The sequence below is a fragment of the Xanthomonas sp. NCPPB 3442 genome (assembly GCF_056725145.1).
This window is the reverse complement of the sequence record NZ_CM161514.1, coordinates 2,813,890-2,838,477: the sequence shown is the minus strand read 5'-3', so window position 1 is coordinate 2,838,477 and position 24,588 is coordinate 2,813,890. Positions and strand designations below refer to the sequence as shown.

Genomic DNA, 24,588 nt, shown 5'->3' with positions numbered 1-24,588 from the left:
CAGTGTTCCTGCGACTGTGTGCCATGGCCGCTTTCGTCACGTCTGCGGGCGCGGCGCAGGCGCAGGAGCGCGTGCTCGACGGCTTCAACGACATCGGTGCCTGGCGCCTGGTGGTGTCCAACCAGGTTAGCGGTTCGCTGCGCCCGGTGGCCACGCCCTCGGGCGGGCATGCGCTGTGCCTGGACTACAACTTCAACGGCGTGTCCGGCTATGTCGGCATCCGTCGCAATTTGCCGATCACTTATCCGGACAATTACCGGATGTCGTTCGCGGTGCGCGGCGAGTCGCCGTCCAACGACCTGCAGCTCAAGCTGATCGACGCAAGCGGCGACAATGTGTGGTGGGTCAACCGGCCGGGCTTCAACTTCCCGAAGAACTGGACAACGTTCAACTACCGCAAGCGCAACATCGAGAAGGCCTGGGGCCCAGGTCAGGACAAGCAACTGCGCAGCAGCGCCGATGTGGAGTTCACCATCTACAACAAGGTCGGCGGCAAGGGCACGGTGTGCTTCGACCGGCTCACGCTCACGCCGCTGCCGCCCGAAGACACCTCGCCGTTGCAGGCCAAGGCCATCACCGACACCGCGCCTGCGTTGGAACAGCGCCTGGCCGATGGCAAGCCGGACACGTTCTGGCTCAGCGGCGCGGTCAAGCAACAGACGGTCACGCTGGATCTGGGCAAGGTGCGCGAATTCGGCGGCGCCGTGGTGCAGTGGGTGCCGGGTCTGCAGGCCTCGCAATACGTGGTGCGCTCCTCCAGCGACGGACGGAGCTGGCGCGACCTGCGCACGGTCACTGCCGGCGCGGGCGGCACCGATTGGTTGGCGCTTCCCGATACCGAAGCGCGCTACCTGCGTTTCGATCTCAAGGACGGCCCCAACTGGCGCTATGGCATCAAGGAAGTGCAGCTGCAGCCGCTGGCATTCGCCGCAACGCCCAATGACTTCATCAAGTCGCTGGCCGCGCAACTGCCGCGCGGCAGCTATCCGCGCGGCTTCTCCGGCGAGCAGCCGTACTGGACCATCCTGGGCCTGGATGGCGGCACCGAACAGGGCCTGATCGGCGAGGACGGTGCGGTGGAAGTGGGCAAGGGCGGTTTCAGCATCGAGCCGTTCGTGGTTACCGGCGGCAAGGTGCTGCACTGGTCCGATGTCAGCAGCGAGCAAAGCCTGCAGGACGATTACCTGCCGATTCCCAGCGTGGATTGGCACCACGACCTGATGAATCTGCGCGTCACCGCCTTCGTGCAGGGCACCCCCGATCAGGCGCAACTGGTCGCGCGTTACCAACTGCACAACACCGGCAAGGATGCGCGCGAGTTCACCCTGGCGCTGGCAGTCCGGCCATTCCAGGTCAACCCGCCGGCGCAGTTTCTCAACACCTTGGGTGGCGTCAGCCGCATCGACCAACTCGCAGTGGATGGTGGCCAGGTCAGCGTTAACGGCAAGCCGCGGGTGTTCGCTGCACAGCGGCCGGATGCCGGCTTTGCAAGCGCCTTCGACAGCGGCATGGACGTCAGCCATCTCACCGCGGCCACGCCGCCGACGGTGACCCAGGTCAAGGACGAAACTGGCCTGGCATCGGGTGTACTGCTGTATCGCTGGAAGCTGGAGCCCGGCCAACGCCGCGAAGTGGCCCTGGTCATTCCGCAAACCGGTGCCGCGCAGCTGCCGGCTGACTTCGATGCGGACAAGGCGCAGCAGCAGGTGGCGCAGCAATGGCGCAGCAAGCTCGATCGGGTGCGCATCAGCGTGCCGGCCGAAGGCAAGCCAGTGGTCGATACCTTGCGCACCGCGCTGGCGCATATGCTGATCTCACGCATCGGTCCACGCCTGCAGCCGGGCACACGCTCGTATTCGCGCAGCTGGATCCGCGACGGCGCAATGATTTCCGAAGGGCTGTTGCGGCTGGGTCGTGAAGACGTGGTGCGCGACTACGTGGATTGGTTCGCGCCATACCAGTTTGCCGATGGCATGGTGCCGTGCTGCGTGGACGACCGCGGCAGCGACCCGGTGCCGGAGAACGACAGCCACGGCGAGCTGATCTACAACATCGCCGAGTACTACCGCTATACCGGCGACAAGGCCTTCCTGGAAAAGATGTGGCCGCATGTCACCGGCGCCTACGACTACATGGAAACGCTGCGCGCCAGCGAGCGTACCGAAGAAAACTTCATGCGCAACCCGGCTTTCTACGGAATGATGCCGGTGTCGATCAGCCACGAAGGCTATTCGGCCAAGCCGGTGCATTCGTACTGGGATAATTTCTGGGCACTGCGCGGTTACAAGGACGCGGCGATGCTGGCCGGGGCGCTGGACAAGCCAGAGGAAGCGGCACGCTTCAGCGCCGCACGCGATGAATTCAGTGGCGATCTGGTGGCATCGCTGGGCGCGGCCGTGCGTCAGCACAACCTGGATTTTCTGCCGGGCTCGGCGGAGCTGGGCGACTTCGATGCGACCTCGACCACCATTGCGTTGACGCCAGGCGGCGAGCAGCAACGCCTGCCGCAGGATCTGCTGACCAAGACCTTCGAGCGTTACTGGAAGGAATTCTCCGACCGTCGCGACGGCAAGCGCGAATGGAAGGACTACACGCCCTACGAGTGGCGCAACGTGGCCGCATTCGTGCGCCTGGGCTGGCGCGACCGCGCCTGGGACGCGACCGCGTTCTTCTTCAAGGACCGCGCTCCACAACCCTGGAACCAGTGGGCCGAAGTGGTCTCGCGCACGCCACGCACGCCGTTCTTCGTCGGCGACCTGCCGCATGCCTGGGTCGCCTCGGACTTCGTACGCTCGGTGCTGGACATGTTCGCCTACGGCCGCGAATCCGATGCCAGCCTGGTCATCGCGGCCGGCACGCCGACGCGCTGGTTCGAAGGCAAGGGAATCGGTATCGCCGAACTGCGTACACCGTACGGGCGCCTCAACTACACTTTGCAACGCACCGACAAGCAATTGGTGCTGCAGCTGCAGCCCGGGCTGATCCTGCCGCCGGGCGGTGTGGTGCTGCCGTGGCCGTATCAGGGCACCCCGGGCAAGGCCACGATCAACGGCGAATCGGCTGAATGGCAAAACGGCGAGCTGCGCATCCAGCAACTGCCGGCCAACGTGCAAATCGATGTGCCCAGCGCGGTGCGGCGGGCCGAGCGCGCCACGCAATGAGGCAGGCGTGGCGGCCGTCCCAGGCAGCGCCAGCACGGCGAGGTTCCGAAGGGCTGCTCATGTTGGTTGCACTGCTGCTGTTCTCCACTGGCGTGCAGGCCGGGCAGGGCGTTCCCTCCGTGCAGCGCGGCAATCGTGAGCAAGTAGCGAACGCCGTGCAGTCATCCGCCACAGCGTCGCGCGAAATGACCCTGGTCACGCTCAACCTGCACCACGATCGCGAAGACTGGCCGGCACGACGCGCTTATATCGCCAGGGAACTCAAGCGACTGGCGCCGGACGTGATTGCGTTGCAGGAAGTGATCGAGCGCCGCGGCAGCGTGGAAAACCAGGCCGCCTGGCTCGCGCGCAAGCTCGGTTACGACTACACCTTCGCCTCGGTCGATCCGGTCGGTGCACCCAAACGCTACGGCAATGCGTTGCTGAGTCGCCGCAAAGTGCTGGCCACCCACCAGCGCCTGCTGCAGCCGCTGGACGATTACCGTGTCGCCGCGCATCTGCAGGTGGATGTCGATGGCCAGCCGGTCAACGTCTATGTCACCCATCTCAACGAACGCGCCGACGCACGCTGTGCCGGCATACGCACGCGCCAGGTGGCCGATCTGCTGGACTTCATCGCCTCCAACAGCGCGCAGGCGCCGGTGGTGATCGCCGGCGATTTCAATACCGCCGCCGACACGCTCGATCTGCAAGCGCTACGCAAGGGCTACGGCGACAGCTACGGCAGCGTGCATCGCAATAGCGACGCCACGGTCAGCACCTTGAACATGCACATCTTCGACAGGCCTGCACGCATCGACCATGTGTTTTTCCAGCAGAACCGCCTGCTGGCCCGCGAAGCCCGCATCCTGTTCGAGGCGCCTTATGCCGAAGGCCGCTGGGCATCGGATCACTATGGTGTGTGGGTACGCCTGCAGCTTGCGCCGGAGCATCCGGCAAGCAACCGGATGCCGTAGGAGCGCACCCGCGCGCGACAGTAATTTACCGGGAAGGCCTCATCGCGCCCAGGGCGTTTCTACATGGCTCCGGGTACGCCTGCAGCCAGCGCCGGAGCATCCACCCCCCCCCGTATGCCGTAGGAGCGCACCCGGGCGCGACGGGGATTTACCGTAAGGCCTATTGGCCCGGGTGCGCTCCGACGAACGGTCTGGAGCTGGCGGCTTCAGTGCCGCTGTACTCACCCGTGCAGACGGTTGAAGATTTGCACCCCGGCCAGCCACACACCGGCCATGCTGCCGAAATTGGTCAGCAGAAATGTCAGCACCACCCGCGAGACGCGGTTGCGGTACCAGCCGCGCAGCGTCTGCGCGTCGTCGCGCAATGACAGAAAGTCGCCGTAGGCCGGCTTTCGCATATGCACTTCGACCAACGCGGCGAATGCACCGGTCGGCACGCTCAGGCGAAATGGCTTGAACGGCGCGACGACCGCGGCGGTGAGAATGCTCAACGGGTGGCTACCGGCCAGCAAGCAGCCGAGCGCGGCCATGCCGCCGGTATACATGGCCCACTGCATCAACAGGTCCGCGCCCATGCTCAGGCCGCCACGCCAGAACCCGATGCCGATGCCGGTGATGATGACCGCCAGGATGCCCAGCGTGATCCACGGAATACGCTTGCGCTGCTGCACGTATTCCAGCGATTCGCGCAGCGGGCCGGGCGCGGCGGTGTCCTGTTCCAGATGGCGCGCAAGTCCGGCCAGATGTCCAGCGCCAACCACCGCCAAGATCTCGCGCTGCTCTGCGCCGACTTCTTCGCGCAGACGCGTGGCCATGTATTGGTCGCGCTCGGCAATCACCGTCTCGTACAGCTCCGGACTTTCGCTGGCGAAGTCGCCGAAGCTTGCCTCGAGCATGTCGCCTTGCTTGAGCTTTTCGATTTCTTCTTCGCCCACCTCATCGGCAGCAAACAGGCCGCCGAGCAATCCCCCGGCCAGTTTCATCTTGCCGAAAAACCCCAGCCGCCCGGACGCACGTTTGAAGGTTAGGCCAACCTCGCGATCGATCAGATGCACCGGTAAGCCCTGCGCGCGTGCCAGGTTCACCGCCTCCTTCAATTCCGCGCCCGGTTCGATGCCCAGTTGTTTGGCCAGGCGGCGTTGGTACGCGGCAAGCGCCAGATTCGCGGCGAACAAGGCCACACGGCCCTTGCGGATCACCTGCACCAGATCCAGGCGGGCGAGGGCATCGGGATCGCTGAGCGCCTGCAGGCGCTGCGCGTCCAGTTCCACCGCTACCGCGTCGTAACGCCCGCTGCCGATCGCCCGTTGCACGGCGGCAACGCTCGCCAGCGACACGTGCGCGGTGCCGAGCAAGGTATAGCGCACGCCGTCGCGTTCGACGATGCGATGCGGCTGGCCGGACAGCGCATCGTCCAGAACGTGGGGGGGCTGCTCAGTCATGGGGCTTTTCATCAGAAGGAGGGGCGGTGTCGCCGGAGCTGAGCGCGCGTTGCATCTGCACGCCGTCCGGCCAGCGACCGTGTTTGCGGCCAATTCCGTTGAAGACTCCGACCGTGCGAAATCCAAAACGTTCATGCAAGTGTCGCGATGCCAGATTGCCGGCATCGCCAATCACCGCGATCATCTGGCGGAAGCCGCGCTGCTCGCACACCGCGATCAGCTCGCCCAGCAGGGCTTTGCCGATGCCGCGGCCCTGCATCGCGCTGGCCAGGTAGATCGAGTTCTCCACCGTCCAGCGATATCCGGCGCGCGCGCGAAATGCGCTGGCATAGGCATAGCCCGCGACCACGCCATCGAGCTCTGCCACCAGATAGGGGTAGCCTGCATCCACGATCGCGCTTACCCGCGCGCGCATTTCATCGAGCGATGGCGCGTTGTATTCGTAGGTATTGACCCCGGCGATCTGCTCCGCATAAATCGCAGTGATCGCCGGGATGTCCGCATCGCGGACTGCACGCAGCTCCAATGGCATGCGTCAGTCGATGTAGCGCTTGAGCAGATCGCCGTACGCATCGATGCGACGGTCGCGCAGGAACGGCCAGATGCGGCGCACATGTTCGCTGCGTTGCAGGTCGACATCGCAGATCAGCACGGTCGGATCCTGGCCGGCTTCGGCAATGAACTCGCCCTGCGGCCCCAGCACATGGCTGTTGCCCCAGAACTGGATGCCCGAGGCGCCCAGCGGCGAGGGCTCATGGCCGACCCGGTTGCACGACAGCACCGGCACGCCGTTGGCGACCGCATGGCCGCGATGGCTGAGGATCCAGGCATCGCGCTGGCGCTCCTGCTCGGCCTGCTGGTCGTCCGGATCCCAGCCAATCGCCGTGGGGTAGAGCAGCAGTTCCGCACCGGCCAGCGCCATCAGGCGCGCCGCTTCCGGATACCACTGGTCCCAGCACACCAGCACGCCCAGGCGGCCCACCGAGGTATCGATCGGCGTGAAGCCCAGATCGCCCGGAGTGAAATAGAACTTCTCGTAGAAGCCCGGATCGTCGGGGATGTGCATCTTGCGGTACTTGCCGAGCAGCCGGCCGTCCTTTTCGAACACCACCGCGGTGTTGTGATACAGGCCGGCCGCGCGACGCTCGAACAGCGAGGCGACCAGCACCACGCCGTGCTGCCTGGCCAGCGCGCTCAAGCGCTCGGTGCTGGGGCCGGGAATCGGCTCGGCCAGGTTGAACTCGTCCACCGACTCGTGCTGGCAGAAATACGCGCCGTTGTGCAGTTCCTGCAGCAGCACCAGCTTGGCGCCCTGCGCGGCGGCTTCGGCCACGCGCGATGCGATGACGGCCAGGTTGGCCTCGGCGTCGCCGTGGTTGCGCTCCTGGATCAGCGCGACGGGAAGGAGATGACGGGTCATGGCAGCATCCAACGTAAGTGGCGCACTAAGGTAGCGCGCCATGGCGTAACACCGGCCTGCCGGCCGGAACAGGAAGCCGCGCGCGGTCTGTGCGGCCGCGACGCAGGCGAGGTTCGCAACTGCGCTTAGGCCGCGAGCAGGCCGGCCGGCAATTGCATGGTCAGGCAATGCAGGCTGCCGTTCTGCCAGATCAGCGCACGGCACGGCACCGGCACGATCTCGTGCTGCGGGAATGCCTGCGCCAGCACCGCCTGCGCGGTTGCATCGGCCGCATCGCCATAGGCCGGCATCAGCACTGCGCCGTTGACGATCAGGAAATTGGCATACGACGCAGCCAACCGGCGGCCTTCATCGAGGATGGGCTGTGCCCACGGCAGCACAAACAGCCGATATGGCTGCCCGTCGGCCCTGCGCAGCGCGGCCAGTTCGGCCCCCATCGCCTGCAGTTCGACGTAATGCGAATCGCCGGGCACGTCGCAGCCCTGATAAACGATCGCATCCGGGCCGGCAAAGCGCGCCAGCGTGTCGATATGCGCGTCGGTATCGTCGCCTTCCAGGTAGCCGTGATCCAGCCACAGCACGCGCTCTTGCGCCAGCCACGTGGCCAGATCGCTGCTGAGCGATTCGCGCGTGCGCTGCGGATGCCGCTCATGCAGGCACTTCCAGGTGGTCAGCAGGGTGCCGGCACCATCGGTCTCGATGGCGCCACCTTCCAGCGCGAAGTCGATGGTCTCCACCTGCGCCGGCACGAACACTTGCGCGGCATCCAGCGAACTCACCAACTGATCGTCCAGGCTGGCTTCGAACTTGCCGCCCCAACCGGTGAAACGGAAATCCATCAACCGGAAGCCGGCTTCCTGGCGCAGCGTGATCGGGCCCGAATCGCGCAGCCAGGTGTCGTTGTACGCGGCGATCACGAAGCGCACGCGCGTCATCTCCACCCGCGCCGAACGCAGCCGCGCCTCGGCATAGATCTGCAGGTCGTCGTCGGCCACGCAGATGACCACCGGCTCGAAGCGGGAGATCGCCGTGACCAGCGCAATATAGGTCTCTTCCACGTCGGCCAGGCGCTCGGCCCAATCGGTGCCGGCATGCGGCCACGCGAGCAACACGGCGGATTGGGGTTCCCACTCGGCGGGAAAGCGAAGACGGTCGGTCATGCCAGGCAAATACTCATCTTGGTGTGCAGGCCATCGCCCGCTCGTTCATCGATATCCCGCACGTGGATGCGGGCTCTTGCAATCCAGTCGCCGATCGCCGCGCCGGCCTTGTAACAGCATCGCAGCAACGCATGTCCGGCTGCTGACGGACCCGGTGCACCTTGCGATGCGAATCGTGACGGCCGGCGTGCGAAGACCGGATGCCGAAACCTCCGGTCGAGCCGTCACCGACGCCTCAGCGGATCGGCGGCTTGGGCCCAATCTCGTTGGCATCGGCCTTGTTGGCCACCACGTCGATCACCTTGCTCTTTTCGAAGTACACGGTGAAGGCCGGATACACCCAGCGATGGATGGTCGGCCACTGGCGCTTCTGGCCGCCACGTGGGTCGAGCTTTTCCTGTGGCGCGCCGTAGCGGCCTTCGACCTGGCTCATGCTCTCGCCGCGCAAGGGCAGGGCAGCGGCAGGCTTCTGCTGTGCGCGGTCGACCAGCAATGTATCGGCCGAAGCGACGGCACTGATCCCCATCAGCGCGATTGTCAGCACGACCGGCGGCATCACAAACAAACGGTTACGCATGTCATCTACTCCCCAGTGGACAAGATTTCAGATGGTGATTACAGCAAAAAACGACGACAGGCGCTGTTGCGACACGGCTGACCTGTCGGGGCCGCGATTGCCCGGCGCCCTGGCCCAGGGACGGCGATGTCCTGCGTGGGCAGGCCGGCGGTAGATCCGTATGTCAACCACTGTGAAGCAGCGGCCAAGAAAAAACCGCCCGAAGGCGGCTTTCTCGGGTCTTGCACGCGCCGCAAAGGCTTAGCGCTGACGCGCCTTGAAACGCGGGTTCGACTTGCAGATCACGAAGACCTTACCGCGGCGGCGGACCACCTTGCAGTCGCGGTGACGGGTCTTCGCAGACTTCAGGGAGGACAGGACTTTCATGGCACACCTCGGCGTAAACGGTTGGATTCGATGGAAGAGTGCCCACGATCGAGGGTGCACCCGGAATTAAGCCGGCGATTCTAACCGGCTTTTCGTCGTGCTTTCAAGTGGTTGCAGCGCGATCGCTGCGAGCGGCGCTACACTACGCGCTGATGACCTTCCGGAAACCTGAATGACCGACCTGTCGCCCGTTCTCACCATCGATGGCCCTTCCGGTGCCGGTAAGGGCACCGTGAGCCGGATCGTGGCCGCCCGGCTGGGCTGGCATTACCTCGATTCGGGTGCACTGTATCGCGCGGTGGGTGTGGCGGCGAGCTGGGCCGACCTGGATGTCTCCGACCCGGCAGCGCTGGTGCGTTGCACCTTCGACACCAGGGTGGAGTTCGACGATGCGGGCGAGGCAGGGCTGCGCGTGCTGGTCAATGGCGCAGATGCGACCAGTGAGCTGCGCCTGGAAACTACGGGCGCGCTGGCCTCGGCCATTGCCGCCATTCCCGAGGTGCGCAGCGCCCTGAAAGAGCGCCAGCGCGCATTCAGGCGCGCCCCCGGACTGGTTGCCGACGGGCGCGACATGGGCACGGTGATCTTCCCCGATGCGGCCTACAAAGTATTTCTGACCGCCAGTGCCGAAGAACGTGCGGGCCGTCGCCATAAACAGTTGATGGAAAAGGGTGTTTCGGTTATCTTTGACGACCTGCTGCGCGAGATCATGGCCCGTGATGCCCGTGATGCGCAGCGGGTGGTGGCGCCATTGCGGCCGGCCGAAGACGCCGTGCTGATCGATACCAGCGGAATGGGAATCGAAGATGTCGTCCAGCGTGTGGTCGGGTTGCTCGCAGACCGCGCGCCGTCGTAAGCGTTTGGCAAGCGGGTTTGTCCCGCCGACCGTAAGGCGTTCCAAAGCTCCGTCGCGCATCCTGCGTGGCGGTTCTATGACTTCCAACCGACTCGCTTTCCCGAGTCGACCAACAGGCTGGGCGGTTCGCATCTGTCGCACCCCGACAATCGGCGCCCGTGTGTTCAACTGAGTAAATTCAAATGACAGAATCTTTTGCAGAACTGTTCGAAGCCAGCCAAGCCAATCTGGCGAAGCTGAAGCCGGGCTCCATCGTCACCGGTACCGTCGTGGAAGTCCGCGGCGACGTGGTGGTGATCAACGCTGGCCTGAAGTCCGAAGGCATCGTGCCGATCGAGCAGTTCCGTAACGACGCTGGCGAGATCGATGTCGGCGTAGGCGACCAGGTCAAGGTCGCCCTCGATTCCATCGAGAACGGCTTCGGCGAAACCGTGTTGTCGCGCGAGAAGGCCAAGCGCGCGATGGTGTGGGACGAGCTCGAAGAAGCGTTGGAAAAGAACGAAACCATCACCGGCCGCATCAGCGGCAAGGTCAAGGGTGGTTTCACCGTGGACATCAAGGATGTCCGCGCGTTCCTGCCCGGTTCGCTGGTGGATGTGCGCCCGGTGCGCGACCCGGCCTACCTGGAAGGCAAGGAACTTGAGTTCAAGCTGATCAAGCTGGACCGCAAGCGCAACAACGTCGTTGTCTCGCGTCGTGCAGTGGTCGAAAGCGAGCACTCGGAAGAGCGCGAGCAGCTGATGGATAAGCTGCAGGAAGGCGCGATCCTGAAGGGTGTCGTCAAGAACCTGACCGACTACGGCGCGTTCGTGGACCTGGGCGGTATCGACGGCCTGCTGCACATCACCGACATGGCCTGGAAGCGCGTGCGCCATCCGTCCGAAGTGGTCAACGTCGGCGACGAGCTGGACGTGCGCGTGCTGAAGTTCGATCGCGAGCGTAACCGCGTCAGCCTCGGCCTGAAGCAGCTGGGCGAAGATCCGTGGGACAACATCGCGCGTCGTTACCCGGCCAACAGCCGCGTGTTCGGCAAGGTCTCCAACGTCACCGATTACGGCGCGTTCGTCGAGATCGAGCCGGGCGTCGAAGGCCTGGTGCACGTCTCCGAGATGGATTGGACCAACAAGAACGTCAACCCGTCCAAGGTCGTGCAGGTCGGTGACGAAGTCGAAGTCATGGTCCTGGACGTGGACGAGGAGCGTCGCCGCATCTCGCTGGGCATGAAGCAGGTTGCCGCCAATCCGTGGGAAACCTTCGCTGCCACCCACAAGAAGAACGACAAGGTGTCCGGTCAGATCAAGTCGATCACCGACTTCGGCATCTTCATCGGTCTGGACGGCGGCATCGACGGTCTGGTCCACCTGTCCGACATCAGCTGGAACACCACCGGCGAAGATGTCGTGCGCAATTACAAGAAGGGCGACACGCTGGAAGCCGTGGTGCTGGCAGTGGACCCGGAGCGCGAGCGCATCAGCCTGGGCGTCAAGCAGCTGGAGCAGGACCCGTTCGGTCAGTACATGGCGTCCAACCCGAAGGGCTCGAAGGTCGAAGGCGTGGTGCGTGAAGTGGATGCCAAGGGCGCCACGATCGATCTGGCCGATGGCATCGAAGGCTACGTCGCTGCACGCGACATCGCCAACGAGCGCGTCGACGACGCCACTCAGCACCTGAAGGTCGGCGACAAGATCGAAGCCAAGTTCGTGGGCATGGACCGTAAGGGCCGCACCCTGCAGCTGTCGATCAAGGCCAAGGACGATGCCGAAATGCGCGAAACGTTGGAGGACTACCAGTCCGCCTCCGCGTCGGGCGGCATGACTCAGCTGGGCGCGCTGCTGCGTGCACAGTTGAACAACAACAAGTCCGAGTAAGCGCGTAGCGCTCGCAAGAGCGTAATGGATCGGCCCGGGCTTGCCCGGGCCGATTCCGATGTGTCAGTCGAAAAAAGCAAGTCTTCCCATGACCAAGTCCGAATTGATTGAAATCCTGGCGCGACGCCAAGCGCATCTGAAGTCGGACGACGTGGATCTGGCAGTGAAGTCGCTGCTGGAAATGATGGGGCAGGCGCTCTCCGATGGCGATCGGATCGAAATTCGCGGGTTCGGCAGTTTTTCGCTGCATTACCGTCCGCCACGTCTGGGACGTAATCCCAAGACCGGCGAGTCGGTCGCGCTGCCGGGCAAGCATGTTCCCCACTTCAAGCCGGGCAAGGAATTGCGTGAGCGGGTCAGCTCCGTGGTGCCCGTGGATGTGGTCGATACGGCAGACTGAAGCCCGTCTGGCGCTGCGTTTATGTCGTCTCGGTTAAGCTAGCATGCTTCCCGACGGAGTCTCGCCATGAAGGTGCTTCGCTTGCTGGTGATGTTGGCCTTCCTGTTGGTCGGTCTGATCATCGGTGCGGTCAATTCCCAGGACGTCACGCTCGACTTCCTGTTCTCCAGCGTGCATACCAGTTCAGGCGTCGCGATCATCGTCGCGCTGCTGGTCGGTGTGTTGATCGGTGCCGGCATGGTGCTGGTCAGTGTGGTCATTCCCCTCTATTCCAAACTGCGCCAGGCCAACAAGGCTGTTGCGGTCAGTCGCGCCGACGCCAGGCCTGTCACGCCTGCGACCGTCGAGCCGCGCCCCATCGATGGACTGTAACGACGTATGGACTTTCTGACCGAGTGGATCTGGTTCTTCCTGTTTGTGCCGCTGGCTGCGCTAGGCGGCTGGATCGTGGGCCGTCGTGGCGGTCAACGCCATGGCGACACGCAGGTCAGTCGTCTTTCCAGTACTTATTTCCGTGGGTTGAACTATCTGCTCAACGAGCAGCCGGACAAGGCGATCGAGCTGTTCTTGCATATCGCCGAACTGGACAAGGAAACCTTCGAGACCCAGGTCGCGTTGGGGCATCTGTTCCGTCGCCGTGGTGAAGTGGATCGTGCGATCCGCCTGCACCAGGGCCTGGTGCAGCGTGGCGACCTGACCGATCAGCAGCGCGTGCAGGCCTTGCTGGCACTCGGCGAGGACTACATGAAGTCGGGTCTGCTGGATCGTGCCGAAACGGTCTTTACCGAGTTGGCGCAACTGGACCAGCGCGCGCCGCAGGCGCTGCGGCACCTGATCGGCATCTATCAGGCCGAGCGCGATTGGGAAAAGGCGATCGACAACGCCACCCGCTACGAAGAAGTGACCGGTGAGCCGATGGGCAAACTGATCTCGCAATTCGAATGCGAACTGGCTGATCGCTATCGCGGCCTGGGCAAGACCGACGATGCGCTACAAGCCATCGCACGTGCCTACCAGGCCGATGGCACCTCCGTGCGCGCCGGCATTCTGGAAGGGCGCATCGAAGCCGAGCGCGGTCACGACGAAGCGGCAGTGCGCGCTTTCGAACGGGCTGCCCGGCATGATCCGGAATACCTGCCCGAGATCATTCCTGCATTGATGGCCGCGTATCGACGGGTCGGCGATATCGCGGGGGCGCGCAACTTCCTGTCGGAGATGACCGAGCACTATCGCGGCATCGCTCCGGTGCTGGCGCTGACCCAGTTGATGGAAGCCCAGGATGGCGTCGCGCCTGCGCTGGCCTATCTTGGCCGCCAGCTCAAGGATCGGCCGTCGGTGCGTGGTGAGTCGGCGTTGATCGATCTCACCCTGGCCGAGGGAAGCGACCCGGTCGGCACCTTGCAGGACCTCAAGCACATCACCGACCAATTGCTGGTGCGCAATCCGAGCTACCGATGCACGCGCTGCGGCTTCGGTGCCAAGACGCATCATTGGCAATGCCCGAGCTGCAAGGAATGGGGTACGGTCAAACCGCTGTTGAACTACGCGGTGGTCTGATGGCGTGGCTGTGGTGCGCGCTGCACCTGCTGGTCGCGGCACTGGGGACCTGGGGGCTGCGGCGCTATGCCTTGCACCGCCGCCTGCTCGATCATCCCGGTGAACGGCGTAGCCACGTGGTCGCTACCCCGCGCGGCGGCGGTATGGCGATTGTGGCGGCGATCTTGCTGGGCTGCGTTGCAGCTTGCGCGCTGTGGCCGACGTCGCGGCTGACGGTTTGCTGGTTCGCAGCGGGCCTGATCGCCGTGGCCGGCGTAGGGTGGTGGGACGATCATCGTCCGCTTTCGGCAAGGCTGCGGTTTTCGATTCACCTGGCCGCGTCGGCGGCATTGGGCGCCTTGGTTTGGCATGACACGGGCAGCGTGTGGGATGGATTGCTGACTGCCGCTGCGTCTGTGGTATTGATCAATGTCTGGAATTTCATGGATGGCATCAATGGGCTGGCCAGCACCCAGGCGGCGTTGGCCGCGCTCGGATTCTCGCTGGTAGCGCCTGCCGGTTGGTCGTGGGCAGGTCTGGCGGTTGCAGCGGCGTGCCTTGGGTTTGTGCCGTTCAATTTCCCACGTGCACGCATCTTCATGGGCGATGGCGGCAGCGGTGCGCTCGGCTATGTGCTGGCGGCGCTATTGGCGCTGAACGTAGCGAGTGGTCAGGTGAGCTGGTGGATCAGCTGGTTCCCGTTGACGGTCTTTGTTGTAGACGCCGGCTTCACACTGCTTGCTCGCATGCTTTCTGGGCAACGCTGGTGGGAACCGCATGCCCAGCACGTCTATCAACGTCTGGCGCGTCGTCTTGAGACGCACGTTCCGGTAACGTGCGTTTATTTCGCTTTCAGCCTCATTGCCGTCTGCTTGTACCTGTTAATCCGTCATGATCCGTTCTGGCTGCAGGTGTCCGGCGCGCTGGCATGGGGCATGGGCACCACTGCAATCTGGCATTTTCTGCGCGATGGATTGCGCAATTCCTGACTAATGGACTTTTATGATTTCCTGGCGTGACCGTTTGACCAAGGCCCTGCCGCAGATAGCGGTCGTGGTACACGACCTGCTGATGGTGTGGGTGTGCTGGCAGCTCCTGCATGCCGGCCGCTACTCGATGCTACGCGACGCGCCGGATCTGCCGCTGTGGGACTGGCGCACCGCGGTGGTGCTGGTGGCGCAGGGCCTGGTGTTCTGGAAGATGGGGTTGTATCGCGGGTTGTGGCGCTTCGCCTCGGTGCCGGACCTGTGGAACATCTTCAAGTCGAGTTTTCTCGGATTGGTCGCGATCGTGCTGGCGTTGGCGTACGACCGTCTGGATGGCGTGCCGCTGTCGGTGCTGGTGGTCTATCCCTTTGCGTTGTCGGCCATGCTGGGTACGCCGCGTCTGCTGTATCGCGCTTGGAAGGACTACCAGATCGCGCATTCCGGTGATGCGGGGCAGCGCGTGCTGATCCTCGGCGCCGGGCGCGCCGCCGAAGGGTTGGTGCGCGATCTTCGCCGTACCGGTGCGTTTGTGCCGATCGGCTATCTGGACGATGCCAGCAACCTGCATGGCGCCAAGATCCAGGGCCTCAATGTGCTGGGCAATCTGGACCAGGCCGCCGCGATTGCCAAAGAGACTGCTGCCAAATTACTGGTGATCGCGATTCCATCGCTGGATGCCTCCGGCATGCAGCGCGTGGTGGCGATTTGCGAAAGCACCGGCTTGCCGTTCCGCATGGTGCCCAAGCTGATCAACGTGCTGGAAGGGCGCTCCTTGCCGGGCGAGTTGAAGGAGGTCGCGATCGAGGACCTGCTCAACCGCAAGCCGGTCACGCCCGACTGGCGCCTGATCCGCGACTGGCTGACCAACAAGACCGTGATGGTGACCGGCGCCGGCGGTTCGATCGGTTCGGAAGTCTGCCGCCAGTGCGCACGCCATGGCGCGCGCCGGATCGTGCTGCTGGAAATCGACGAGCTGGCGCTACTGACCATCGACTCGGATCTGCGCCGGCTGTTTCCGGATATCGAAGTGGTGCGCGTGTTGGGCGATTGCGGCGACCCGGCGGTCGTGGCGCATGCGTTGAACACTGCCACGCCGGACGCGGTCTTTCATGCGGCTGCGTACAAGCAGGTGCCGTTGCTGGAAGAGCAGTTGCGCGAGGCGGTGCGCAACAACGTGCTGGCGACCGAGAACGTGGCGCGCGCTTGCCAGCGGGCACGTATCGAGACGTTCGTCTTCATTTCCACCGACAAGGCGGTCGAGCCGGTCAATGTGCTGGGCGCAAGCAAGCGCTATGCAGAAATGATCTGCCAGAGCCTTGACGCGCGCGATGCGCCGACGCGCTTCATCACCGTGCGCTTCGGCAACGTGCTGGATTCGGCCGGCAGCGTGGTGCCGTTGTTCCGCGAACAGATCCGCCAGGGCGGCCCGGTGACCGTGACGCATCCGGATGTCACGCGTTACTTCATGACCATCCCCGAAGCCTGCCAGTTGGTCATCCAGGCGGCTGCATCTGCATCGCATGGTGCGATCTATACGCTGGACATGGGCGAGCCGGTGCCGATTCGCTTGCTTGCCGAGCAGATGATCCGACTGGCCGGCAAGCAGCCGGGCAAGGACGTGGCGATTCTCTATACCGGCCTGCGGCCGGGCGAGAAGCTGCATGAGACGCTGTTCTATTCCGACGAAGACTATCGTCCCACCGCGCACCCCAAGATTCTGGAAGCCGGTGTGCGCGAGTTCTCGCATGAGCAGGTGCTGCAGCTGGTGACGCGCTTGCGCGAGGCCGTTAACCGCTATGACATCAACGCGATGGAGACTGTATTGGGCAGCCTGATGCCGGATTTCGCGGCTGCTCGACGGAAAGTCGACGCGCGATCTGATACGGTCGTTCCATTCCCCGCACGTGAGGTCAGAAGACTGTAATGAGCCAGCGTATTCGCAAGGCCGTATTCCCCGTCGCAGGTCTTGGGACCCGCTTTCTTCCGGCAACCAAGACAGTGCCGAAAGAAATGCTGCCAATCATCGACAAGCCATTGATCCAGTACGCCGTCGACGAAGCCATCCAGGCTGGTTGCGATACGCTGATCTTCGTTACCAACCGCTACAAGCACTCCATTGCCGACTACTTCGACAAAGCCTATGAGCTCGAGCAGAAGCTGGAGCGCGCAGGCAAGCTGGAGCAGCTGGAGCTGGTGCGCCATGCATTGCCCGAGGGCGTCCGCGCCATTTTTGTCACGCAGGCAGAGGCGCTTGGCCTGGGCCATGCGGTGTTGTGTGCCAAGGCCGTTGTCGGTGACGAGCCGTTCGCGGTGTTGCTGCCGGACGATCTGATGTGGAACCGCGGCGATGCCGCGCTGACCCAGATGGCCAACGTGGCCGAAGCCTCGGGCGGCAGCGTGATCGCCGTGGAAGACGTGCCGCACGACAAGACCGCCAGCTACGGCATCGTTTCCACCGACGCGTTCGACGGCCGCAAGGGCCGCATCAACGCGATCGTCGAAAAGCCCAAGCCGGAAGTCGCGCCAAGCAATCTGGCCGTGGTCGGTCGTTACGTGCTGAGCCCCAAGATCTTCGACCTGCTCGAAGCCACCGGTGCAGGCGCGGGCGGCGAAATCCAGCTCACTGATGCGATTGCCGAGTTGCTGAAGGAAGAGCAAGTCGATGCCTTCCGTTTCGAAGGTCGCCGTTTCGATTGCGGCGCGCACATCGGCCTGATCGAAGCCACCGTGCATTTCGCGCTTGAGCACGAAAAGCATGGCGGCCCAGCGAAGGAAATCCTGCGCAATGCACTGGCCCAGGCCGACGCGCGCGGCTGAGTGTTGCCTGATCGCTGTTTCCACGAACGACGCCAGCTGGCGTCGTTCGTCGTTTAGGGGCTTGCCGTATGCTTTGCCGCGCCGGCAGAGCTCGGCTTGGCAAGCCCAAGCGGGGACGAAGATGCGCACCCTGATGCAGGCTGGGGCCGCGCAAGTGCCGCTAGAATCCGGGCATGAGCCAACCTGCCGAATCCAGTGAGCTGATCAACGTGGTAGTGCTGCTCGGCGCTGCCGTGGTGGCAATCCCGTTGTTCCGTCGTCTGGGCCTGGGCTCGGTGTTGGGTTATCTGGCGGCGGGACTGGCAATTGGTCCGTTCGGGTTGGGCCTGTTCAACGAGCCGCAAGCCATCCTGCATGTGGCCGAGTTGGGCGTGGTGATGTTTCTGTTCGTGATCGGGCTGGAAATGCGCCCCTCGCACCTGTGGAGTTTGCGCAAGGAAATCTTCGGACTCGGCACGCTGCAGATCGCGGTCTGCGCGCTGGTGTTGACCGGCGTCGGCATGTTGCTCGGCTTTGCGCTACCGGTGGCCTTCGTGGCGGCGTCCGGTTTCGTGCTGACATCCACTGCCGTGGTGATGCAGCTCTTGGCAGAGCGTGGCGACGTCGCCTTGCCGCCGGGGCAGAAGATCGTGGCGATCCTGCTGTTCGAAGACCTGTTGATCGTGCCGTTGCTGGCGATCGTGGCCTGGATGGGAGCCAGCGGCGACCCGCAGGCGGCATCGCAGCGTTGGCAGGGAATCGGCATCGGTCTGGCCTGCATCGTCGGCTTGCTGGCGGCCGGGCGTTGGCTGCTCAATCCCTTGTTCCGCATCCTGGCCGCATCCAAGGCGCGCGAGGTGATGACGGCAGCGGCATTGCTGGTGGTGCTGGGCGCCGCGCTGCTGATGCAGGTGGGCGGGCTGTCGATGGCGATGGGGGCGTTCCTGGCCGGCGTGCTGTTGTCCGAGTCCACGTTCCGGCATCAGATCGAAGCGGATATCGAACCTTTTCGCGGCATCCTGCTGGGGCTGTTTTTTCTCGGTGTCGGCATGAGCCTGGACTTGCGCGTGGTGGCGGCGGACTGGCGCCTGATCGTGATGGGCGTGCCGGCTCTGATGGTGGGTAAGGGCGTGTGCATCTATGCGGTGGCGCGGCTGATGCACAGCGACCATCGCCAGGCGCTGGACCGTGGTGTGTTGATGGCGCAAGGCGGCGAATTCGCATTCGTGCTGTTTGCCGCCGCGTCGGCATCCGGCGTCATCGATGCCCAGGTCAATGCCAGCCTGACCGCGATCGTGGTGTTGTCGATGGCACTGACGCCATTGTTCGTGCTGCTGCAACGGCGGCTGACGCCGGCGGCGGCGGTCTCGCTGGATGGCGTGGAAGCAGCCAGTGGCCAGACCGGCAGCGTGCTGATCATCGGCTTTGGGCGCTTTGGACAGGTGGCCAGTCAGTCGCTGCTGGCGCGCGACGTGGATGTGACCATCATCGATAACGACATCGAGATGATCCAGAGCGCGGAAGAATTTGGTTTCAAGATCTACTACGGCGACGGCACCCGGCTCGATGTGTTGCACGCCTCCGGCGCGCACAGCGCACGTGCGATTGCGGTGTGCGTCGACAACCAGGAGGCGGCCAATCGCATCGTCGAGCTGGCAACGCGCGAGTTTCCGCATGCCAAGCTGCTGGTGCGTTCGTACGACCGCCAGCATTCGCTGCAGTTGGTCGCTGCGGGAGTGGATTACCAGATCCGCGAGACCTTCGAGTCGGCGGTGCTCTTCGGCAAAGTGGCGCTGGTGGAGCTGGGGGTGGACGAGGACGAAGCCGGCATGATTTCGCGTCAGATCCGCCGCCGCGATGCCGAGCGTTTCGAACTGGAGATTGCTGCCGGCGATGCACGCGCCGGAGCCAAGCTGATGTATGGCAACACCGTGCCGATCGCGCCCCGGCCCACGCCGTTCACGCGGCCGCGTCGCGGCAGCCGCACGTTGAATCCCGATGCGGTGCCGCAGGCTGAGCCAGCAGAGACACAGACGCGCGACTAAGGGCGGCCCACAAACCGCTGCGCAGGCGCTCCGCGGCATGGCCAGTGCGCGATGCGGTGCGCCAGTCGTCCGGCGCGATAGCCGCGATTGGACGACTGCTCACTAGGTCTTGTTGGCCGCCAGGAGCGGGCACACACGCCTGCGCAGGCGTCGGGTGCGCCACCCCTGCTCGATGCGGTACGGATCGCTCGGGCGCTCCGGCTCCTCAGTGCGCCCACATCCCGCCAAAGATTGACGGGACGTTCTGGCAGGCGCGCTCACCGATGCCTACTAGCCATGCTTGCGCTGGGCGGCGGCGAAGGCTTCCAACTGCTCGGGCGTGGCGTCTTTCTGATGCTGCTGTTTCCACTGGGCAAATGGCATGCCGTAAACGGCTTCGCGCGCCTGTTCCTTGGTCATGGCCTGGCCTTGCGCTTCGGCCGCTTCGCGGTACCAATCGCCCAGGCAATTGCGGCAGAAGCCGGCGAGAATCATCAGGTCGATGTTCTGCACATCGGTGCGGTCCCGATTGAGATGCTGCAAGAGACGGCGAAATGCTGCCGCTTCGATCGAAGTGGTGCTTGAATCGGTGCGTGAGGTGGTGTCGGTCATTGCGGAATCGGGGACAATAGACGGCCTTCGACTCTACACCTGACGCCCCATGACCGCTTCTGCGCCAGCTGCCTCCGCTTCGGCCCGCCTTCTCGATGGTCGCCGCATTGCCGAGGAATTGCTCGACGGATTGAAGCTGCGGGTGGATGCGCGGCTGGCCGCCGGCAAGGCGCGACCCGGGCTGGCGGTGGTGCTGGTCGGTGGCGATCCGGCATCGTCGGTGTATGTGCGCAACAAGCGGCGCGCGGCCGAGAAGGTCGGCATCGAAGCCTTCGATTACGACCTGCCGCAGGGCACCAGCGAAGCCCAGCTGGCGTCGCTGATCGATGAGCTCAATGCCGACCCCAAGATCCACGGCATTCTGATCCAGCTGCCGCTGCCGGGCATCCCCGATGCCAACCGGCTGATTCAGCGCATCGACCCGCGCAAGGACGTGGACGGATTCCATCCGCAGAATGTCGGGCATCTGGCCTTGCGCGAATTCGGGCTGCGCCCGTGCACGCCGCGCGGCATCGTGACCTTGCTCGGGCATACCGACCAACCGGTGCGCGGCCGCAACGCTACCATCGTGGGGGTGAGCAACCACGTGGGCCGTCCGATGGGGTTGGAGCTATTGATCGCCGGGTGCACGGTCACCAGTTGCCACAAATTCACCCCGCCCGATGTGCTGGAAGCGAGCGTGCGCAATGCCGACATCCTGGTGGTGGCGGTGGGCCGCCCGGGCCTGATTCCGGGCGAATGGGTCAAGCCGGGCGCGGTGGTGATCGATGTCGGCATCAACCGGCTCGATGATGGCCGCCTGGTGGGCGACGTCGGCTTCGACGCCGCCGCGCAGCGCGCGGCCTGGATCACTCCGGTGCCGGGCGGGGTAGGGCCAATGACGGTGGCCACGCTCATGCAGAACACCATCGAGGCCGCCGATGCCGCCGGGAGTGGGGATTCGGGATTGGGGATTGGTTAACCGCAGCGGCCACGCGCACGCGTCGGCCCATCCGGATTGCGTCCGGGATCGGCCGGCCATCGGCATCCTGACAAACAAGCGAACGGCGAACGGTGCAGGGCCCGCCGTTGCGAATCCCGACTCCCCAATCCCGGCTCCAATGCGTTAAAATGCCGCGCTTCCCCAAAACTCGGGTCCGCCGATGCTACGCATCCAGGCTGAAGCTCTCACCTACGACGACGTTTCGCTCGTCCCCGCTCATTCGATCGTCCTGCCCAAGGACGTCAGCCTGGAAACCCGGCTGACGCGCGACCTGCGCCTGAAACTGCCGATTCTGTCGGCGGCAATGGACACAGTGACCGAACACCGTCTTGCGGTGGCCATGGCCCAGCTGGGCGGCATCGGCATCATCCACAAGAACCTGACCCCGCAGCAGCAAGCCGGCGAAGTGGCACGGGTCAAGAAGTTCGAATCCGGCGTGATCACCGAGCCGTTCACCGTCAGTCCGGACACGACCATCGGCGAAGTGCTGGCACTGACGCGCGCGCGCAACATCTCCGGCGTGCCGGTGGTGGATGGCAGCGAACTGGTCGGTATCGTCACCAGCCGCGACATGCGCTTCGAAAAGAAGCTCGACGATCCGGTCCGCCACATCATGACCAAGAAGGACCGCCTGATTACCGTGCGCGAAGGCGCCAGCGATGAGGAAGTGCTCGAGCTGCTGCATCGCAACCGGATCGAAAAGGTCCTGGTGGTCAACGACAGCTTCGAGCTGCGCGGCCTGATCACGGTCAAGGACATCCAGAAGAAGACCGACAACCCCAATGCCGCCAAGGACAGCGCCAAGCGTTTGCTGGTGGGCGCGGCGGTGGGCGTGGGCGGCGATACCGAGCAGCGCATCGAGCTGCTTGCCGCAGCCGGCGTGGACGTGGTGATTGTCGATACCGCGCATGGCCATTCGCAGGGCGTGATCGATCGCGTGGCGTGGGTCAAGAAGACCTATCCGCAGTTGCAGGTGATCGGCGGCAACATCGTCACCGGCGATGCGGCATTGGCGTTGATGGATGCCGGTGCGGACGCGGTCAAGGTCGGCGTGGGCCCGGGTTCGATCTGCACCACGCGAGTGGTTGCCGGCGTGGGCGTGCCGCAGATCACTGCGGTGGACATGGTGGCCGAAGCGCTGCAGGACCGCATCCCCTTGATTGCCGATGGCGGCATCCGCTATTCCGGCGACATCGGCAAGGCGCTGGTGGCCGGTGCCTCGACGGTGATGGTCGGCGGCCTGTTGGCCGGTACCGAAGAAGCGCCGGGCGAGGTCGAACTGTTCCAGGGCCGCAGCTACAAGAGCTACCGCGGCATGGGTAGCCTGGGTGCGATGGAAAAGGGGTCCAAGGACCGCTACTTCCAGGATGCCTCCGATGCCGACAAGCTGGTTCCCGAAGGCATCGAGGGCCGCGTGCCGTATCGCGGGCCGGTCGGCGGCATCATCCATCAGCTCATCGGTGGCCTGCGCGCGACCATGGGCTATGTGGGCTGCGCCACCATCGAAGACATGCGGACCAAGCCCAAGTTCGTCAAGATCACCGGCGCCGGCCAGCGCGAAAGCCACGTGCACGACGTGCAGATCACCAAAGAGCCGCCGAACTATCGCGCCGGGTAACCGGGAATGGGGAATCGCGAATCGGGAATCGTAAGAGCCCGCCGCCTCCTCATCCGATAGCGGTCGGCGCTGCGTTTGCTGTTGCGATTCCCTCATCCCGATTCTCGATTCCCGGCTCTCAATGACCAACATCCATACCGACAAGATCCTCATCCTCGACTTCGGCGCGCAGTACACCCAGTTGATTGCACGGCGTATTCGCGAGATCGGGGTCTACTGCGAGATTTGGGCGTGGGATCACGATCCGTCGGAGATTGCCGGTTTCGGTGCCAAGGGCATCATCCTGTCCGGCGGCCCGGAGTCGACCACGTTGCCGGGCGCACCGGTGGCGCCGCAGGAAGTGTTCGATAGCGGCCTGCCGGTGTTCGGTATCTGCTACGGCATGCAGACCCTCGCCGCGCAATTGGGTGGTGCGACCGAGGCAGCGGATCAACGCGAATTCGGTCATGCCGAAGTGGACGTGGTGGCGGCAGATGCCTTGTTCTCCGGCCTGACCGACCACGCCGGCGCCTCGCGCCTGAATGTATGGATGAGCCACGGCGACCACGTGTCGCAGGTGCCGCCGGGCTTCACCATTACCGCCACGACCGACCGCATCCCGGTGGCGGCCATGTCCAACGAAGCCAAGCGTTGGTACGGCGTGCAGTTCCATCCTGAGGTGACGCATACCTTGCAGGGCCAGACCTTGCTGCGCCGCTTCGTGGTGGATGTCTGCGGCTGCCAGACGCTGTGGACTGCGGCCAACATCATCGAGGACCAGATCGCGCGCGTGCGCGAACAGGTGGGCGACGATGAAGTGATTCTTGGGTTGTCCGGCGGCGTCGATTCGTCGGTGGTGGCCGCGCTGCTGCACAAGGCGATCGGCGACAAGCTGACCTGCGTGTTCGTCGATACCGGCTTGCTGCGTTGGCAGGAAGGCGACCAGGTGATGGCGATGTTCGCCGAGCACATGGGCGTCAAGGTGATTCGCGTCAACGCCGCCGACCGTTATTTCGCCAAGCTGGAAGGCGTCAGCGACCCGGAAGCCAAGCGCAAGATCATCGGCAACCTGTTCGTGGAGATCTTCGACGAAGAATCCAACAAGCTGGCCAATGCCAAGTGGCTGGCGCAGGGCACGATCTATCCGGACGTGATCGAGTCGGCCGGCAGCAAGACCGGCAAGGCGCACGTGATCAAGAGCCACCATAACGTCGGTGGCTTGCCCGAGCACATGAAGCTGGGCCTGGTCGAGCCGTTGCGCGAATTGTTCAAGGACGAGGTGCGTCGCCTTGGCGTGGAACTCGGCCTGCCGCGCAGCATGGTGTATCGCCACCCGTTCCCGGGCCCCGGCCTGGGCGTGCGCATTCTGGGCGAGGTGAAGCGCGAGTACGCCGAGTTGCTGGCCAAGGCCGACGCGATCTTCATCGATGAACTGCGCAAGGCCGACCTGTACGACAGGACCAGCCAGGCCTTCGCGGTGTTCCTGCCGGTGAAGTCGGTCGGCGTGGTCGGCGACGCCCGCGCCTACGAATGGGTGATCGCGCTGCGCGCGGTGGAGACCATCGACTTCATGACCGCGCATTGGGCGCACCTGCCGTACGACTTCCTCGGCACCGTGAGCAACCGCATCATCAACGAACTGCGTGGTGTGTCGCGCGTGGTCTACGACATCTCGGGCAAGCCGCCTGCGACGATCGAGTGGGAGTGACCGCCGGTCTGCCGAACCCACTGTTTCGGCGATCGAAATCGCCGCACCGATGATCTGATCGGGCGGCGTTGCTCCGAGCTTGGAAGTAGATTCCAGGTTCGCCCCCGCCATCCACGAGCGGGGGCGCAGTCGAGCAAGAAC

The 24,588-nt window shown here is 64.3% G+C and carries 21 protein-coding genes; 14 read left to right on the top strand and 7 right to left on the bottom strand.

Annotation, left to right across the window (positions count from 1 at the left end; all coding sequences use genetic code 11):
• Nucleotides 1-23 precede the first annotated feature (23 nt).
• Together AC1POX_RS12345 and AC1POX_RS12340 are read left to right on the top strand one after the other, a co-directional pair.
• Nucleotides 24-3,161, top strand: a complete 3,138-nt coding sequence (locus tag AC1POX_RS12345) for a discoidin domain-containing protein (protein WP_031422947.1) — start codon at nucleotides 24-26, stop codon at nucleotides 3,159-3,161.
• Nucleotides 3,162-3,223: 62 nt separating this feature from the next.
• A complete protein-coding gene (locus AC1POX_RS12340) occupies nucleotides 3,224-4,117 on the top strand; it encodes an endonuclease/exonuclease/phosphatase family protein (protein WP_372357174.1) in 894 nt (297 codons plus the stop codon).
• 221 nt (nucleotides 4,118-4,338) lie between these two features.
• Here the strand turns inward: AC1POX_RS12340 and AC1POX_RS12335 are convergent, their stop codons facing one another.
• The 6 genes from AC1POX_RS12335 to ykgO all read right to left on the bottom strand — a co-directional run bounded on the left by AC1POX_RS12335 (nucleotide 4,339) and on the right by ykgO (nucleotide 9,082).
• Nucleotides 4,339-5,571 carry a TraB/GumN family protein gene (locus AC1POX_RS12335; protein WP_046931923.1) on the bottom strand — a complete coding sequence of 411 codons (1,233 nt, stop codon included), beginning with the start codon at nucleotides 5,569-5,571 and terminating at the stop codon, nucleotides 4,339-4,341.
• Entirely contained in the window at nucleotides 5,552-6,091 is a 540-nt protein-coding gene (locus AC1POX_RS12330; RefSeq protein ID WP_372356217.1) for a GNAT family N-acetyltransferase, read from the bottom strand. The genes AC1POX_RS12335 and AC1POX_RS12330 overlap by 20 nt, the downstream gene beginning before the upstream one ends.
• Nucleotides 6,092-6,094: 3 nt before the next feature.
• A complete protein-coding gene (locus AC1POX_RS12325) occupies nucleotides 6,095-6,979 on the bottom strand; it encodes a carbon-nitrogen hydrolase (protein ID WP_033478929.1) in 885 nt (294 codons plus the stop codon).
• Nucleotides 6,980-7,104: 125 nt separating this feature from the next.
• Complete coding sequence (locus AC1POX_RS12320) at nucleotides 7,105-8,139, bottom strand: agmatine deiminase family protein (RefSeq protein WP_218488430.1); 1,035 nt, start codon at nucleotides 8,137-8,139, stop codon at nucleotides 7,105-7,107.
• A gap of 235 nt (nucleotides 8,140-8,374) precedes the next feature.
• Nucleotides 8,375-8,716, bottom strand: coding sequence for a hypothetical protein (locus tag AC1POX_RS12315; protein ID WP_007970129.1), 342 nt, complete (start codon nucleotides 8,714-8,716; stop codon nucleotides 8,375-8,377).
• A gap of 240 nt (nucleotides 8,717-8,956) precedes the next feature.
• Nucleotides 8,957-9,082: a type B 50S ribosomal protein L36 gene (ykgO, locus tag AC1POX_RS12310; protein WP_005913193.1), complete on the bottom strand. Its 126-nt coding sequence runs from the start codon at nucleotides 9,080-9,082 to the stop codon at nucleotides 8,957-8,959.
• A gap of 172 nt (nucleotides 9,083-9,254) precedes the next feature.
• On the opposite strand from ykgO, the gene cmk reads away from it, so the two are divergent.
• The 9 genes from cmk (at nucleotide 9,255) to AC1POX_RS12265 (ending at nucleotide 19,569) form a co-directional block, all read left to right on the top strand.
• The gene (gene cmk, locus AC1POX_RS12305) at nucleotides 9,255-9,938 is read left to right on the top strand and encodes a (d)CMP kinase (protein WP_008572390.1); all 684 of its coding nucleotides are present in this window, start codon (nucleotides 9,255-9,257) and stop codon (nucleotides 9,936-9,938) included.
• Nucleotides 9,939-10,120: 182 nt separating this feature from the next.
• On the top strand, nucleotides 10,121-11,806 hold the full coding sequence (gene rpsA / locus AC1POX_RS12300; protein WP_003489652.1) for a 30S ribosomal protein S1: 1,686 nt from the start codon (nucleotides 10,121-10,123) through the stop codon (nucleotides 11,804-11,806).
• Nucleotides 11,807-11,894: 88 nt separating this feature from the next.
• The gene (locus AC1POX_RS12295) at nucleotides 11,895-12,206 is read left to right on the top strand and encodes an integration host factor subunit beta (RefSeq protein ID WP_008572387.1); all 312 of its coding nucleotides are present in this window, start codon (nucleotides 11,895-11,897) and stop codon (nucleotides 12,204-12,206) included.
• A gap of 66 nt (nucleotides 12,207-12,272) precedes the next feature.
• A complete protein-coding gene (locus AC1POX_RS12290; RefSeq protein ID WP_003489650.1) occupies nucleotides 12,273-12,578 on the top strand; it encodes a lipopolysaccharide assembly protein LapA domain-containing protein in 306 nt (101 codons plus the stop codon).
• A 6-nt stretch (nucleotides 12,579-12,584) separates the two neighbouring features.
• The gene (gene lapB / locus AC1POX_RS12285; protein ID WP_003489647.1) at nucleotides 12,585-13,763 is read left to right on the top strand and encodes a lipopolysaccharide assembly protein LapB; all 1,179 of its coding nucleotides are present in this window, start codon (nucleotides 12,585-12,587) and stop codon (nucleotides 13,761-13,763) included.
• Nucleotides 13,763-14,731: an MraY family glycosyltransferase gene (locus tag AC1POX_RS12280; protein WP_372357173.1), complete on the top strand. Its 969-nt coding sequence runs from the start codon at nucleotides 13,763-13,765 to the stop codon at nucleotides 14,729-14,731. Before lapB ends, AC1POX_RS12280 begins: the two co-directional genes overlap by 1 nt.
• Before the next feature lie 13 nt (nucleotides 14,732-14,744).
• Nucleotides 14,745-16,652, top strand: coding sequence for a polysaccharide biosynthesis protein (locus AC1POX_RS12275; protein ID WP_011347661.1), 1,908 nt, complete (start codon nucleotides 14,745-14,747; stop codon nucleotides 16,650-16,652).
• Nucleotides 16,652-17,545 carry a UTP--glucose-1-phosphate uridylyltransferase GalU gene (gene galU, locus AC1POX_RS12270; protein ID WP_008572379.1) on the top strand — a complete coding sequence of 298 codons (894 nt, stop codon included), beginning with the start codon at nucleotides 16,652-16,654 and terminating at the stop codon, nucleotides 17,543-17,545. The genes AC1POX_RS12275 and galU overlap by 1 nt, the downstream gene beginning before the upstream one ends.
• Nucleotides 17,546-17,718: 173 nt before the next feature.
• The gene (locus tag AC1POX_RS12265) at nucleotides 17,719-19,569 is read left to right on the top strand and encodes a monovalent cation:proton antiporter-2 (CPA2) family protein (RefSeq protein ID WP_109290978.1); all 1,851 of its coding nucleotides are present in this window, start codon (nucleotides 17,719-17,721) and stop codon (nucleotides 19,567-19,569) included.
• 270 nt (nucleotides 19,570-19,839) lie between these two features.
• Here AC1POX_RS12265 and AC1POX_RS12260 read toward each other — a convergent pair whose 3' ends face one another.
• Nucleotides 19,840-20,160, bottom strand: coding sequence for a DUF1244 domain-containing protein (locus tag AC1POX_RS12260; RefSeq protein ID WP_029819542.1), 321 nt, complete (start codon nucleotides 20,158-20,160; stop codon nucleotides 19,840-19,842).
• A gap of 49 nt (nucleotides 20,161-20,209) precedes the next feature.
• Between AC1POX_RS12260 and folD the strand changes: the two genes are divergently transcribed.
• From folD to guaA, 3 genes are all read left to right on the top strand, one after another.
• The gene (gene folD / locus AC1POX_RS12255; protein WP_008572374.1) at nucleotides 20,210-21,121 is read left to right on the top strand and encodes a bifunctional methylenetetrahydrofolate dehydrogenase/methenyltetrahydrofolate cyclohydrolase FolD; all 912 of its coding nucleotides are present in this window, start codon (nucleotides 20,210-20,212) and stop codon (nucleotides 21,119-21,121) included.
• A 181-nt stretch (nucleotides 21,122-21,302) separates the two neighbouring features.
• Entirely contained in the window at nucleotides 21,303-22,760 is a 1,458-nt protein-coding gene (guaB, locus tag AC1POX_RS12250) for an IMP dehydrogenase (RefSeq protein ID WP_008572372.1), read from the top strand.
• A 121-nt stretch (nucleotides 22,761-22,881) separates the two neighbouring features.
• Nucleotides 22,882-24,447: a glutamine-hydrolyzing GMP synthase gene (guaA, locus tag AC1POX_RS12245; protein ID WP_071117506.1), complete on the top strand. Its 1,566-nt coding sequence runs from the start codon at nucleotides 22,882-22,884 to the stop codon at nucleotides 24,445-24,447.
• The last annotated feature ends 141 nt before the right edge of the window (nucleotides 24,448-24,588 follow it).

Coding starts and splice junctions, on each gene's coding strand:
- AC1POX_RS12295 (WP_008572387.1), top strand. CDS start 11,895: ATGACCAAGTCCGAATTGATTGAAATCCTGGCGCGACGCCAAGCGCAT.
- cmk (WP_008572390.1), top strand. CDS start 9,255: ATGACCGACCTGTCGCCCGTTCTCACCATCGATGGCCCTTCCGGTGCC.
- AC1POX_RS12335 (WP_046931923.1), bottom strand. CDS start 5,571: ATGAAAAGCCCCATGACTGAGCAGCCCCCCCACGTTCTGGACGATGCG.
- guaB (WP_008572372.1), top strand. CDS start 21,303: ATGCTACGCATCCAGGCTGAAGCTCTCACCTACGACGACGTTTCGCTC.
- AC1POX_RS12315 (WP_007970129.1), bottom strand. CDS start 8,716: ATGCGTAACCGTTTGTTTGTGATGCCGCCGGTCGTGCTGACAATCGCG.
- galU (WP_008572379.1), top strand. CDS start 16,652: ATGAGCCAGCGTATTCGCAAGGCCGTATTCCCCGTCGCAGGTCTTGGG.
- AC1POX_RS12260 (WP_029819542.1), bottom strand. CDS start 20,160: ATGACCGACACCACCTCACGCACCGATTCAAGCACCACTTCGATCGAA.
- folD (WP_008572374.1), top strand. CDS start 20,210: ATGACCGCTTCTGCGCCAGCTGCCTCCGCTTCGGCCCGCCTTCTCGAT.
- AC1POX_RS12325 (WP_033478929.1), bottom strand. CDS start 6,979: ATGACCCGTCATCTCCTTCCCGTCGCGCTGATCCAGGAGCGCAACCAC.
- lapB (WP_003489647.1), top strand. CDS start 12,585: ATGGACTTTCTGACCGAGTGGATCTGGTTCTTCCTGTTTGTGCCGCTG.
- AC1POX_RS12265 (WP_109290978.1), top strand. CDS start 17,719: ATGAGCCAACCTGCCGAATCCAGTGAGCTGATCAACGTGGTAGTGCTG.
- AC1POX_RS12280 (WP_372357173.1), top strand. CDS start 13,763: ATGGCGTGGCTGTGGTGCGCGCTGCACCTGCTGGTCGCGGCACTGGGG.
- AC1POX_RS12320 (WP_218488430.1), bottom strand. CDS start 8,139: ATGACCGACCGTCTTCGCTTTCCCGCCGAGTGGGAACCCCAATCCGCC.
- AC1POX_RS12275 (WP_011347661.1), top strand. CDS start 14,745: ATGATTTCCTGGCGTGACCGTTTGACCAAGGCCCTGCCGCAGATAGCG.
- AC1POX_RS12330 (WP_372356217.1), bottom strand. CDS start 6,091: ATGCCATTGGAGCTGCGTGCAGTCCGCGATGCGGACATCCCGGCGATC.
- AC1POX_RS12345 (WP_031422947.1), top strand. CDS start 24: ATGGCCGCTTTCGTCACGTCTGCGGGCGCGGCGCAGGCGCAGGAGCGC.
- guaA (WP_071117506.1), top strand. CDS start 22,882: ATGACCAACATCCATACCGACAAGATCCTCATCCTCGACTTCGGCGCG.
- AC1POX_RS12290 (WP_003489650.1), top strand. CDS start 12,273: ATGAAGGTGCTTCGCTTGCTGGTGATGTTGGCCTTCCTGTTGGTCGGT.
- ykgO (WP_005913193.1), bottom strand. CDS start 9,082: ATGAAAGTCCTGTCCTCCCTGAAGTCTGCGAAGACCCGTCACCGCGAC.
- rpsA (WP_003489652.1), top strand. CDS start 10,121: ATGACAGAATCTTTTGCAGAACTGTTCGAAGCCAGCCAAGCCAATCTG.